Origin of the sequence: Phocaeicola massiliensis B84634 = Timone 84634 = DSM 17679 = JCM 13223 (genome assembly GCF_000382445.1) — a bacterium.
GTDB classification, from domain to species: domain Bacteria; phylum Bacteroidota; class Bacteroidia; order Bacteroidales; family Bacteroidaceae; genus Phocaeicola; species Phocaeicola massiliensis.
Window position 1 is genome coordinate 1,362,792 of sequence record NZ_KB905472.1, and the last position, 11,383, is coordinate 1,374,174.

Consider the following 11,383-nt stretch of genomic DNA (forward strand, 5'->3'; position numbering starts at 1 on the left):
CGTAGTTATGTTTTGGGTTTTAGTCCAGCTAAATATTTTCGTATGTCATTTTCTAATTTATCCGGGTATTTGTACTCTAATTTTTTTGACAATTCAGTTCCTATTTCTGAAACTAAATCAGTCATTGAAAATAGAGCAGTCCAATTTTCCTTTATATCGCTCCCTGAAAATGTTTGTTCTGTTTTAGCCCACATTTCCTGGTTAAGATACTTTTTGAAAAGCCGTCCATATTTATTGGTCGTTATGTTCCAATTGTGTTCACTTGCAATGTGCCATTCAATTAAAGGAATTAAATATTCTGTGCGAATAACGGTTTCCGACATAAATTTCGCATAGAATATTTCATCTCTCACAAGACACTTTGCCACGTAAGTTGTGTCCCACCAAAAATCGTTTATTAGATTTTGAAACTCTTTTTCAGACGGTTTTTTGATAATGGAAATTTGATAAGTTGGTTTCAGCATTTGCTTTGTAATACCATCTTTATCAATTAAAATTTTATAACCAATATCCCAATCTTCTGGTAATTCTTTCTCTTGCGTTTCCTTTATAAATTTTGATTTGCTGTAAAGTTTAAAATCTACTTTCACACCGTCTTCATAAAGTAGCATTTTCATTGCGTGTTTATGGTTAAAACAACTTTCGTCTTCTTCAATCATAGCAATTGGATTTCCGAATTTAAGCGTCCAGCTTTTGTCTGAAATGTAATTTGTATTATCCTCAAAAACAAATTCAATGTCTAAATCACTAAATTCGTCAACAAGTGCTAAAGGATTTACAAGTGAACTTGTCAGAAGAAGAACTCTTACATCTTCGTTTTTCTCCGACCATTCTATAATTGTTCTTAACTTTTCTTCTCTGACTTTCATTTTGTTTGGTTCGGTTTTACTATGTCGTACAACGTCTTATTTACGCAACAAATATACAACATTCGTAAATACAAACCATATAACATTCGTAAACCGATTTGTGAGTAAAAGTGGAACTCCTTGATATGATATTGATAGAGAGAAGGATAAGCACGAAAATAAACATAGAATTATTTTGCATTTACGAATGTTTTGTTATCTTTGCCACTCACACTTATAACCGGAGGCATGGATGTTGACAGATTGATACTTGAATTTGAGCGGAAGCTCGTCTTGCAGCGCTACAGTGCGAACTCGATCGCTAACTACAAAAGCAGCGCGAGGAGCTTCCTTGATCTTGCGAAAAGGAAATTCTCGCATCCGGCTGAAATCGACGAGTTGGCGGTTGAGAAATATGTGCTGTGGAAAATCGAGAGGCACAGGATCGGCAGTTCTCACCAGCGCATGATAGTGGCGTCGATCGACAAGTTCTACAAGTCGATTTATGGCAGGGAGTTAAAGATAAAACACCTTTATCCGTCGAGGAGGACCTTTGCGTTGCCCAATTGTCTGAATATAGATGAAGTGAAAAGGATCATCGACGGCACCGAAAACATCAAGCACCGTTGCATGATCAAAATGCTTTATGGATCGGGGCTGCGATTGAGCGAACTGATCAATCTGGAGATAGCCGATATTGATTCTGCCAGGATGCTGATCCGCATCGTCAAGTCCAAGGGGAACAAAGACAGGGTTGTGACGCTCCCGGAATCCATTCTGACTGATCTTCGCACCTGTTACATCCTGCATAAGCCCGATGTATATCTGTTTGAAGGGCAGTGGGGCGGCCCATATTCGGCAAAGTCCGTGCAGATGGTTGTCAAGAACGCCGCGTCAAGAGCCGGAATCAGGAAGAGAGTCACGCCTGGATGCGTTCTGAATATTTTTCAACTCCCGACCTCCACCTCAAGTGGGCATCCGAGTCAAATGTCATAAAAAAAAGGGATTGCATTCGCATCGGAACACAAACCCTTTCGAGATAAAGAGAGAATGAAATTATCTTTTATTTTTGTCTGTCGCTCGTTGTGGCTACCACGCCCCTGAAATAACCGATGGATTCGGCAATTCCGATGAACGGATCCTTCATGTTGCGTTCGTGCTCCAAACTGACGACGCCGTCGTAGCCGGTTTTTCGGAGCATCCTCACGAATCCGGGGATATCAAGGATTCCCCGGCCGACCTCAACCGAATATCCCGCTTTTGAAGCTCCGGTGACATCTTTCAGGTGAATGTCGAACACGCGAGAGATGTATTTCTCCAAATCGGCGACCGGGTCTTTTCCGTTGCGTCTGTCATGACCGATATCCAGGCACATGCCGATGCGCGGGTCCAAATCCTTCACGTTTTCCCAAACGTCGTCGGCATCGGGATAGAGCGGCATGTCGGGGCCGTGCAGGTGGATGGCGTAATTGAAATCGTATTCCTTCACCTTTTTATCCAGATAAGGAAGCAGGTCGTAGTTTGGAACGCCGACGATCAGCTTCACTCCAACCCGTTTGGCATACTCGAATGCGTTGTCGATTTCCTGCTCCGTTTTCATGTAAATCGGTCCCACGGCATAACCGGTAACTCCCTTCGATTTCAATTTCTCGTGGAAATCGGCAATCTGTTGGTCGGTGCTGTTGAACGGCAGATGAAAATCCTTGATGCAGAGGTAGTGGACATCGCATTTTTCCAATGTCTGCAAGGTCTTGTCCAAATCGAAATTCACGAAAGTATAACCCGCCATTCCCACCTTGAATTTCTCGTAGGTGTCGGCAGCCGGTTGCGGTTCGGGTCGATCTTGCGCGCTGATCATCATCGAAACGACGATTGCGGATAAGAAGAGGAGTAATTTTCTCATGACTTGCAAATGTTTTTACGTGTACGAACACAAATGTACGATTAAATATCATATGCAGGCAATGAATCAAATGTTTGTTATAGATATTTACCTTAATAAATTTAAAAATCACTTTTGTTCAATAAATCCCCGCTTTTTTCGTTACTTTGCATGCGGATTAAACGGATATGTCGGCATGATTGATTTCAATTCTCATCAATGGATCAAGTACGGTTTTGTTGCTTTTGCAGTGGCCATTGCATTGGCTTCTTTGTTGTTCTCCAACAAATTGGTGCGGGAACTGACCATCGAGGAGCGCAACAAGATTGAAATCTGGGCAAAAGCCACCGAGCATCTCGCCACCGAAACCGATAACAGCGACATGAACCTTGTGTTGCGGATCTTGCAGGGCAACACCACCATTCCGGTTATTTTGTACGACAAATCGAACCGAAGTTTCATTGTCAACAACATCAAACTTCCCGACAAAGGGCGGGACAGGTTTCTTCAAAAGAAAATGGAGGCATTTTCCAAAAAACGAAATGCCATTGAACTCACCGAACTCAATCAATCTCTTTATTACGATGATTCCTACACGCTCAAGCAGTTGCAGGTTTTTCCCTATGTGCAGCTGGCGGTGATAGCATTTTTCATCGCGCTGGTGTTCTTCGCCCTTCGCAATTCGTTGAAAGCGCAGCAGAACCGGGTGTGGGTGGGATTGTCCAAGGAGACGGCACACCAGTTGGGAACGCCGATTTCATCGTTGGTCGCGTGGATCGAGTTTTTGAAGCTGAAAGATATCGATCCCGCTCTATTGTCCGAAATCGACAAGGACGTGCATCGCTTGGAGATGATTGCCCGGCGTTTCTCGAAGATCGGTTCCGCCACGGATCTCCGGCAGGCAGATTTGCGCGAGGTTGTCCGCCGATCGTTAGGTTATATGGAAAAGCGGATTTCCGATAAAGTGCGGATCGATCTGGATTTTCCCGAACATGGGGTGACGGTTACCGTGAGCGAGCCGCTTTTCGATTGGGTGATCGAGAACCTGTTGAAAAATGCGGTGGATGCCATGGGCGGCGAGGGAACGGTTTTGTTCCATATTTCCGAAAGGCGGGGAAAGGTGCTTTTGGATATTTCCGATACTGGAAAAGGTGTCCCGAAATCACAGTTCAAAACCCTTTTTTATCCCGGATTCACCACCAAGGAGCGTGGTTGGGGACTTGGCCTGTCGCTTGTGAAGCGGATTGTGGAGGAATACCACAAAGGAAAGATTTTTGTGAAGGAATCGGAGCTTGGGAAAGGAACCACGTTCAGGATGGTGCTGAAATGATTATATATCTTAATTAGCTGGGCATTAGAAAATTATCAGGTCATCATGCGCAATAGAAAACGTGTATAGCTATGTTCATGAGAATGCAATTTTAAGGCTTAATTTCCATAATTCCCATGAGAATTATATCTGAATTGTCAGTATCTCCTTTAAATCAGACAGATAGTTACCGCTCCGGAACTCGCTCTTGGCATGCCAGGCCTGCTTCTCTTCGCCCTCCACGGCCAGATGTATCTTCCGCAGACCGAAGCGGTGATTCAGTGCATCAATGCTTTTCATGAGCTGCATCCGTTCCGGTCGGTTCTTTACCTCATCAAAGAGATTCTGCTGGATATAGGAAGCATCCGTGATGTCTCCGAGAATGACTCCCGTCTTCTTGTAGCTGATTCCTTCCCGATAAATCTCCTTCAGCACACTCAGCGCCGCCTGTGTAATCTCAATCGTGTCTGAGGTCGGCATAGGCAGGATCCTCGTCTGCCCGTTGGAGTACTGAGTAAGGTCCTCCCGGAAGCGGTTGCTCGACACAAAGACCGTCACGGCCGAAGTCAGCGAGTGCTGTCCCCGTAGCTTGTTGGCGCAGCTGGCCGCAAAGCTGGCGACCGATGCCTGCAACGCATCATAGTCCGTAACCAAATTCCCAAAGCTCCGACTGGTACAAATGGTCTGCCGCTGCGCTACTTCCGAAGTATCAATGCACGAAATACCGTTCAACTCCTTCCACGTCTGCCATCCCGGCTTGGAGAAGTGGCTGCGCACCCAACTTTCCTTCTTGTCGGCAAATTCCAAAGGAGTACGGATGCCCAGGTAGTTCAGCTTGGCAAGGGTCTGTTTACCAATTCCCCATACGTCAGAAAGGTCAAAGAGCGCCAACGCTTTCCGGCGCTTTTCTTCATTGTCTATCATGCACACTGAATGGTAGCCTTTGTACTGCTTGGCAAACTTGCTTCCAATCTTCGCCAAAGTCTTGGTATGTGCAATTCCTACACTAACCGGGATGTCCGTATAAAGCCGGACCTTCTCCACCACTCCACGCATATAGTCCTCCAAGTCATGATATTTCTCTAGACCATCCAGATAGAGGAAGGATTCATCAATCGAATAGACTTCTGAATGAGGCACAGCAGACCGCAGAATGTTGTTCACCCGTTTGGACATGGCCGCATAGAGATACATGTTCGTAGAGAACAGCTTCACTCCATAGTGCTGCACTATATCCTTCTTCTTGAAGATGGGGTCTCCACGACGCAGTCCCAGTGCCTTGGCTTCCGGAGTCAAGGCCACAATGCAGCCATCGTTGCAGGAAAGCACGCAGACGGGCTTTCCGTTCAGTCCGGGATGGAAGACCTTCTCCACGGAACAGAAGAAACTGTTGCAATCGACTAAAGCAATCATAGGTTGTAGGCAAACGGGTTATAGCAATTAGTAAACAGGCTTGTGGATGATATATGTCACGACTCCCCAAACACTGAAATCATCGCCCTCGGTGATTTCAATCTCGGGGTACTCGGGATTGGCCGGAACCAGCCAAAGGGTTCCTTCCTTCCTGCAAACCCGTTTCAGCGTGTATTCTCCATTCAGTTCACAGACTGCAATCTGCTTTTCCGTAGGGTTCCGTTCACTCTTATCGACTATGATGATGTCGCCATCATGCACTCCGGCTTCAATCATCGAACGGCCCTGCACACGGATCAAGTATGAAGAGTCCGGGTGTGGGCACAACATCTTCAATACCTCGATGTCCTGCGCCAGTTCATCATTGTTCAAAGGAATGGGAAAACCGGCCACCACCTTTACATCAAAGAAAGGCAGCGACATCGGCTTGATACGGCTGGTAGGCATCACTTCTCCCAACTGCCTCAAGGCTTCGTCTTCCTGTCTGCTTTTAGCTACTTCCATCTGCCGGATGATACATTCCTTGATGAAGTCCGTCTTGTTCTCCTGGCTGTCCAGATAGGCAGCCACCTCCTTATCGGCCCGAAAAGCATAGAGCTTGCTGGTGCCATCTCCCTTGGGGCGGCCTGCACCTGGTCTTTTACCACCTCTGCCGGGTTTCTGGGGTTGGTTTTCCGCTTGATTTATCACTTGTTTTTCCTGATTATCCATGGTCTAAACACTATTTCAGCACAAAGATAAGCAGTTTTCCGAATAATGTTATACGCTTTTCAGAAAATCTATGAAAAGCGTATAACATCGTTCGTCTAATACACATTGACGACAGGCATCCGTTTCTCCCTTGCCTTGCGACAGGTATAGGCTGTGCCGCCCTTCGGCTTGCCGTCAAAGTAGGCAATCACACTGCCGGAATGCGACAGCATGTAGTCGTTCCGTTTGAAATAGCATCCATTGAAGTAGTCTTCACTCAGATGCACCACATCGTCCGCCTTGGAAAGGATATAGGCATAGCGCTGCTGCTCCACCATGGACCAGGAAGCGCTCTGTCCCTTGAAGGGAACGACTGCTACCAGCTTCAGCATGGGGATGCTCAACTTGAGGGAAAGGACTTCTTCTGCCGCCATCATGTCAAAACCGAGCGCCATGCCGCAGTAGAACTTGTTCGCTCCTTGACGGATGGCTTGCAGCACGGCTTCCTTCAGCCGTTCCCTTACTTGTTCTTGATGAATATGGGAAATTTCTCTATGTCCGGTAAAGGCAACCGCCTTTGCCGTTGCCTTTACCTTCGTTGTTTTCTTTTCTATCATTGTCAGTTCGTTTTTACTTTGTAATGGGTCTTTGCCAAGAAGATGCCACTGAGAACGTGTGCGCCCAAGTTCTCCAATTGGTCGGAATAGGTAGCCCAAGTGATGCCGCGGGTGATTACATCGTCAAAGGTAACAATATTCTTGCCTTTGAACCAAATTTCATCAAACTCGATGATGCTCACCTTGCGGATTTCCTTCTCCAGCTTGCGGTTCTCGTGGATGGCAAGGCGCCCACCGATTACCTTTACATGCTCGTAGCCGTTGATGGCTCCGGTCAGTTCGCAGACTCTCTCGCAAAATGCCTTGTAGCGGAGTTCGTTCTTCTCGGAGGTGGATGCCGGAACCGGAACAAAGGTGATGTCCTTGCAGCCATCGCCATACTGCTCCTTTAGGCTTGCTGCGGTCATTTGTGCCACTGCTTCAAAGCTTCGTCCGTCCTTGAAGTCATATACCATCTGTCTGTCAGCCACTTCCTTTTCGCCGACGTTACGGATGCGTTTCGGGAAATACTTGCAGAACCATGTCTGAGTTTTTTCCAACTGCTTCTTGAGGTGATTGTCCATGTGTGCCATACGCTCTGATTTTTTTCCCTCTTGTTTTGCTGTTTTGCAGCTTGTCCGAAGGGATGTTTTTTGCTTTTCTCAGAGTGCTGGCAGCCACCAATTAGGCAAATTCAGGGCAGAAAATACGCTCAACTTGTTTGAGGAAGATTTTCTGCAAGGGATTTGACGTTTGGTGGGGACAGCCTACCTTTGCAAAAAAATATCCTCGCAGGCAAGATGAGAAAACGGTGAGCGGTCATTGCCTTTATACTTCACAGAGCCGGATATTCCTCATTCCATTACTGTCTGATGCTTCCACAACACCTTGCAGGCACGATTTGCTTCCTTTTCTACACCATCATACTCACACGGATAATTCCTTATAAAATAGTTGCTTCATTTTCTAGAATGGGGGCATTTTCGCTTTGACAAGATAGCCACAGCCAAAATCCTTGTATATCAATTACTTTTATACATCCGTTAGCGTTGACAAACGTTGACAAGCGTTGACAAAAAAATCTGCGGCAAAAATTTTATAGCCACCGGTTGACAAACTCCGACTTCTCTATTCTATTCTCTTTTTCCTTTAAAAAGAAAAGATATTGAATTACAGGGGCTTTCGGAAGCGGCTTCAGGCCCTTCCAGCCCGTTGTCACCCTGGCTAGCTTGTCACCACCCCAACTATACCGCCGGAAACTGCAGAAGGTGTTTTTTTGATGCAGACCCACACTAAGCGCCATTCTTGGATGAAAGATGGATGAATGTTTAAGCAACCTTTTGCAAGGGGTATCACAAAATCCCACAAAGTCACCCAAAATCCCTCATTGCATCACACGGAAGCTATTGTCACACAAGAGCTTTCTTCGTAATTTTACTGCATCAAACGCTTATGCCTATGACCGACTTGAAGAACACATGGATAGCGATAGCTCCCGACCGGAACTACACCATTAAGGAAGCCTGCCTTTTCCTCGGGGTTCACCGATGCACCATCTACGACTACATCCACCATCCCGAGCGACCTTTGCCTTTTATCCGGATCCATACCGATAAAAGGGGCATCCTCTTCCGAGGAAGCGACCTCATTGCCTACAAGGAAGCGGGTCTCCCGAGAAGAGGACGCAAGTTCAAGAACAGCCCTCGTGAATAGAGGACTGTCTTTGAACTTGCCTTCTTGCGGAACTCAGTTCCACTGGTTCCAGGGCAGACCTGCCAACACGGATTTGCCGTCCGCCTCGGCAAGCTGGCAAGCCAAGAGCCACGCATCGGTGCGGATGGCATCCATATCGCTCACGGCTTGCCGGAAACGGGAAGGTGCTACGGCACCCGACCGGACCATCCACTCCGAAGCACAGGTCTCCGGCTCAATGGCTTCCACAAAGGACTCAATCTCCTTCACCAGGTTACTTACCTTGCCGTCCTTCATTTCTGCCGTGAAGGTAAACGGCACACCGCTCAAGGTCTTCCGGTGGAAGTCAAAGAAGAGCCTGCCTTCCTTGTACTGAGCGGAAGCAGTCCAACCGAGTTGGGCTGCGATACTGATTATATTTCCATTCCTCATATCTCAGACTAAACCTACTATTTGAGACCTGCCCGGTCCGTGACGGATAAGGCAGGTCATTTTGTTATCACTCCGTTCTAACACTCATTCACCCATTCTTGCAAGGAACTCCTGCAAACGGCTGTCACGCAACTTCTTCAGCGGTACCGGCTGGAAGTTCTCCTGCTGCCTTACTTGCAGCTTGCCGAAACCTTGTCTGGTCAAATCCAATTCGATGTCCGACAGCTCGTTCAAGGAAATGTAGCCGTACTCGTCCTCCATCAGTCCGATGACGATACCGAAGAGGATGGTGTCATTTCCTTCCTTTTCACCTTCAAGAATGAACCATCGCACACCACCGAGCGCGAAGATGGCACGGCAAATAGCATCCTTTCCCTTGCCGTCCTGGGAATAGAGAGGATAGCCTTTCAAGGCTTCCTCCAACTGTGTTGTCATAAGTCTGCACATAGCTGTATTATTTAGAGGTTGGAAATTCGGGGTCAAAAATCAAGTCACACTCGATGAGCCGTTGGTAGGCTTCTGCTGAAAGCCGTGATGCCCACTCATTGCGGTCATCGTATCTTCCCTGCTGATAGTTGAGTGCCAGCTGCTTCATGAAGCCGAGGAAAACCTTGAACATCTGTTGTTGCAGGTAGCGGTGAGCCTTGGTCAGTTCCCTGCCAGTCTGGTCAGGTGAAGACATACTGCCATTCACAAAGTTGGCGAACTCTTGGGCAAAAGCCTTGTCACGTTCGGAGATGGTTGCTCCGGATAATTCTAAATAGTCCATAACAAATATTTTTGATGTTTACGTTTCCGATTCTTTTCCCTCTTGTGAAGCCCTTTAGAGCTTCTCGGTCGGGAAAACCGTTTTACGTGCATCCCCTCACTGCGGACACCGGGGAGAATAAGGCAAGTGTGAGGACAGAGAACTTTACGGAATACCCAATTTGGTACAAATTGTGGAAGGCTGCCGGAAAGTTCTCCGTCCAAAAGCTTCAGCGGCACTTGATGTTTCTCCCGTCCGCAGTATCTTTGCACGACAAAACGTAAAAAGACCGGGAAGCTCCAAGGATTTACCAGGCATTTCATTCAACCTGGACTCCAAGGGAAAAGTACCTTAGTATAAGCCACCGAACACGTTACTTCGTTCAAGCCTTCATGTACTAATGTATAATGGGTGTACGTTAGTACGAACAAGCCTGAGCGACCTAACGTCCAAACCCTTACGAAGTAACGTCCTCCCAAAAACCGTTGCCGTTGTGAGAACCTACAAAGTGAAGCGAAGTGGAGCCTTGCAGGTTCTCTCTATGACAACGGACTGGAGTCCTCCACTCGTAGCAAAAGCCAATCAGCCGGGCTTTGCTTGGTGTCATCGACACGGAGCAAACCGGATGGCACATCCTCCCCAAAAGGTCGTCACTTCCGGCATCGCATGAAATACGATAAGTCGGAAGTGGCGGCCAACATCTGTGAGCCAGCCCCCAAAACCATTCGATGGCTCTACTTCCGCAAGCGTCAGCCTGCGTTCGGTAGAGCCATCGAGCATGTTTTCATTTGAAGACCAGCTACCTGACCTCATTGACACTGTGAGAAACTGCTGAGTGGAGCGTAGTGGAACCCTGCTGCTTCTCTCTGTGGCAATGGAATGGAATCTTCCACTTGTTGCAAAAGTCTATCAGCCGAGTTTTGCTTGGTGTCATCGACACGGAGCAAACCGGATGGCACATCCTCCCCAAAAGGTCGTCACTTCCGGCATCGCATGCAATACGATAAGTCGGAAGTGGTGACCAACATCTGTGAGCCAACCTCCAAAACCATTCGATGGCTCTACTTCCGCAAGCGTTAGCCTGCGTTCGGTAGAGCCATCGAGCAAGTCATCATTTGTAGATATGTTTTCCAACCTCATTGACACTGTGAGAAACAGCTGAGTGGAGCGAAGTGAAACCCTGCTGCTTCTCTCTGTGGCAATGGAATGGAACTTCTACTTGTAGCAAAATCCTATCAGCCGGGCTTTGCTTGGTATTGAAAATACAGAGCAACCGGATGGCATATTCTTCCCAAAAGGTCGTCACTTCCGGCATCGCATACAATACGATAAGTCGGAAGTGGCGGCCAACATCTGTGAGCTAACCATATAAACCATTCGATGGCTCTACTTCTGCAAGCGTCAGCCTGCGTTCAGTAGAGCCTTCATTATGATATTCATTGAAGCCTTTTTCAGCATTAATAGTCTAGTATTTAGAAATACTTTATAAATAGTGAGTATTTTTCATGGTGGTAAATAAGGAATTTCGTACTTTTGTAGGAATGACATAAATATGTTTATAATCATAAGAATATGAAGATCAATCGTATTAAATCTGTACTGGTAGAAAAGGATAAATCTCAGACTTGGCTTGCTGAAAAGTTGGGCAAAAGCTTTTGTACCGTAAATGGTTATTGCACGAACCGCAATCAACCCTCACTTGAGACCTTAAAGCAAATAGCCGACATCCTTTCGGTTAGTATCAAAGATTTAATTGTTGATAATCAAGAATAA

15 protein-coding genes are annotated in these 11,383 nt (G+C 46.7%); 5 read left to right on the forward strand and 10 right to left on the reverse strand.

Annotated elements, in window-relative coordinates:
* Nucleotides 1-5: 5 nt before the first annotated feature.
* Nucleotides 6-869 carry an aminoglycoside 6-adenylyltransferase AadS gene (locus HMPREF1534_RS13315; protein WP_003013318.1) on the reverse strand — a complete coding sequence of 288 codons (864 nt, stop codon included), beginning with the start codon at nt 867-869 and terminating at the stop codon, nt 6-8.
* 228 nt (nt 870-1,097) lie between these two features.
* Between HMPREF1534_RS13315 and HMPREF1534_RS13310 the strand changes: the two genes are divergently transcribed.
* Entirely contained in the window at nt 1,098-1,844 is a 747-nt protein-coding gene (locus HMPREF1534_RS13310; protein ID WP_005938300.1) for a tyrosine-type recombinase/integrase, read from the forward strand.
* A 67-nt stretch (nt 1,845-1,911) separates the two neighbouring features.
* On the opposite strand, the gene HMPREF1534_RS13305 is transcribed toward HMPREF1534_RS13310, so the two are convergent.
* Nucleotides 1,912-2,709 carry a sugar phosphate isomerase/epimerase family protein gene (locus HMPREF1534_RS13305; RefSeq protein ID WP_018452642.1) on the reverse strand — a complete coding sequence of 266 codons (798 nt, stop codon included), beginning with the start codon at nt 2,707-2,709 and terminating at the stop codon, nt 1,912-1,914.
* A gap of 217 nt (nt 2,710-2,926) precedes the next feature.
* Between HMPREF1534_RS13305 and HMPREF1534_RS13300 the strand changes: the two genes are divergently transcribed.
* Nucleotides 2,927-4,060, forward strand: coding sequence for a sensor histidine kinase (locus HMPREF1534_RS13300; RefSeq protein ID WP_018452643.1), 1,134 nt, complete (start codon nt 2,927-2,929; stop codon nt 4,058-4,060).
* A gap of 123 nt (nt 4,061-4,183) precedes the next feature.
* On the opposite strand, the gene HMPREF1534_RS13295 is transcribed toward HMPREF1534_RS13300, so the two are convergent.
* The 4 genes from HMPREF1534_RS13295 to HMPREF1534_RS13280 form a co-directional block, all read right to left on the reverse strand.
* Entirely contained in the window at nt 4,184-5,452 is a 1,269-nt protein-coding gene (locus HMPREF1534_RS13295; RefSeq protein ID WP_005938308.1) for a Y-family DNA polymerase, read from the reverse strand.
* A 27-nt stretch (nt 5,453-5,479) separates the two neighbouring features.
* Nucleotides 5,480-6,163 (reverse strand): LexA family protein, encoded by a 684-nt coding sequence (locus HMPREF1534_RS13290; RefSeq protein WP_005938311.1) that lies wholly within the window; start codon nt 6,161-6,163, stop codon nt 5,480-5,482.
* A gap of 95 nt (nt 6,164-6,258) precedes the next feature.
* A complete protein-coding gene (locus HMPREF1534_RS13285) occupies nt 6,259-6,759 on the reverse strand; it encodes an SLOG family protein (RefSeq protein WP_005938315.1) in 501 nt (166 codons plus the stop codon).
* Between the two features lie 2 nt (nt 6,760-6,761).
* Nucleotides 6,762-7,331 carry a hypothetical protein gene (locus HMPREF1534_RS13280; RefSeq protein ID WP_005938318.1) on the reverse strand — a complete coding sequence of 190 codons (570 nt, stop codon included), beginning with the start codon at nt 7,329-7,331 and terminating at the stop codon, nt 6,762-6,764.
* Nucleotides 7,332-8,196: 865 nt separating this feature from the next.
* Between HMPREF1534_RS13280 and HMPREF1534_RS13275 the strand changes: the two genes are divergently transcribed.
* On the forward strand, nt 8,197-8,451 hold the full coding sequence (locus HMPREF1534_RS13275; protein WP_005938320.1) for a helix-turn-helix domain-containing protein: 255 nt from the start codon (nt 8,197-8,199) through the stop codon (nt 8,449-8,451).
* A 33-nt stretch (nt 8,452-8,484) separates the two neighbouring features.
* On the opposite strand, the gene HMPREF1534_RS13270 is transcribed toward HMPREF1534_RS13275, so the two are convergent.
* The 3 genes from HMPREF1534_RS13270 to HMPREF1534_RS13260 all read right to left on the reverse strand — a co-directional run bounded on the left by HMPREF1534_RS13270 (nt 8,485) and on the right by HMPREF1534_RS13260 (nt 9,631).
* Nucleotides 8,485-8,862 carry a hypothetical protein gene (locus tag HMPREF1534_RS13270; protein ID WP_005938322.1) on the reverse strand — a complete coding sequence of 126 codons (378 nt, stop codon included), beginning with the start codon at nt 8,860-8,862 and terminating at the stop codon, nt 8,485-8,487.
* Nucleotides 8,863-8,946: 84 nt separating this feature from the next.
* Nucleotides 8,947-9,309, reverse strand: a complete 363-nt coding sequence (locus HMPREF1534_RS13265; protein WP_005938324.1) for a hypothetical protein — start codon at nt 9,307-9,309, stop codon at nt 8,947-8,949.
* A 7-nt stretch (nt 9,310-9,316) separates the two neighbouring features.
* A complete protein-coding gene (locus HMPREF1534_RS13260; RefSeq protein WP_005938326.1) occupies nt 9,317-9,631 on the reverse strand; it encodes a hypothetical protein in 315 nt (104 codons plus the stop codon).
* Nucleotides 9,632-10,103: 472 nt separating this feature from the next.
* Between HMPREF1534_RS13260 and HMPREF1534_RS20275 the strand changes: the two genes are divergently transcribed.
* Nucleotides 10,104-10,280 (forward strand): hypothetical protein, encoded by a 177-nt coding sequence (locus HMPREF1534_RS20275; protein WP_153880861.1) that lies wholly within the window; start codon nt 10,104-10,106, stop codon nt 10,278-10,280.
* Between the two features lie 260 nt (nt 10,281-10,540).
* Here the strand turns inward: HMPREF1534_RS20275 and HMPREF1534_RS20280 are convergent, their stop codons facing one another.
* Nucleotides 10,541-10,744 (reverse strand): hypothetical protein, encoded by a 204-nt coding sequence (locus HMPREF1534_RS20280; RefSeq protein ID WP_147348259.1) that lies wholly within the window; start codon nt 10,742-10,744, stop codon nt 10,541-10,543.
* A gap of 438 nt (nt 10,745-11,182) precedes the next feature.
* On the opposite strand from HMPREF1534_RS20280, the gene HMPREF1534_RS13250 reads away from it, so the two are divergent.
* A complete protein-coding gene (locus HMPREF1534_RS13250) occupies nt 11,183-11,383 on the forward strand; it encodes a helix-turn-helix transcriptional regulator (RefSeq protein ID WP_005938330.1) in 201 nt (66 codons plus the stop codon).

Bases quoted from the DNA above. Each gene is read 5' to 3' on its own strand.
- HMPREF1534_RS13310 (WP_005938300.1), top strand. From the start codon at position 1,098: ATGGATGTTGACAGATTGATACTTGAATTTGAGCGGAAGCTCGTCTTG.
- HMPREF1534_RS13260 (WP_005938326.1), bottom strand. From the start codon at position 9,631: ATGGACTATTTAGAATTATCCGGAGCAACCATCTCCGAACGTGACAAG.
- HMPREF1534_RS13290 (WP_005938311.1), bottom strand. From the start codon at position 6,163: ATGGATAATCAGGAAAAACAAGTGATAAATCAAGCGGAAAACCAACCC.
- HMPREF1534_RS13275 (WP_005938320.1), top strand. From the start codon at position 8,197: ATGACCGACTTGAAGAACACATGGATAGCGATAGCTCCCGACCGGAAC.
- HMPREF1534_RS13265 (WP_005938324.1), bottom strand. From the start codon at position 9,309: ATGTGCAGACTTATGACAACACAGTTGGAGGAAGCCTTGAAAGGCTAT.
- HMPREF1534_RS13300 (WP_018452643.1), top strand. From the start codon at position 2,927: ATGATTGATTTCAATTCTCATCAATGGATCAAGTACGGTTTTGTTGCT.
- HMPREF1534_RS13250 (WP_005938330.1), top strand. From the start codon at position 11,183: ATGAAGATCAATCGTATTAAATCTGTACTGGTAGAAAAGGATAAATCT.
- HMPREF1534_RS13280 (WP_005938318.1), bottom strand. From the start codon at position 7,331: ATGGCACACATGGACAATCACCTCAAGAAGCAGTTGGAAAAAACTCAG.
- HMPREF1534_RS13315 (WP_003013318.1), bottom strand. From the start codon at position 869: ATGAAAGTCAGAGAAGAAAAGTTAAGAACAATTATAGAATGGTCGGAG.
- HMPREF1534_RS13305 (WP_018452642.1), bottom strand. From the start codon at position 2,709: ATGATGATCAGCGCGCAAGATCGACCCGAACCGCAACCGGCTGCCGAC.
- HMPREF1534_RS13295 (WP_005938308.1), bottom strand. From the start codon at position 5,452: ATGATTGCTTTAGTCGATTGCAACAGTTTCTTCTGTTCCGTGGAGAAG.
- HMPREF1534_RS13270 (WP_005938322.1), bottom strand. From the start codon at position 8,862: ATGAGGAATGGAAATATAATCAGTATCGCAGCCCAACTCGGTTGGACT.
- HMPREF1534_RS13285 (WP_005938315.1), bottom strand. From the start codon at position 6,759: ATGATAGAAAAGAAAACAACGAAGGTAAAGGCAACGGCAAAGGCGGTT.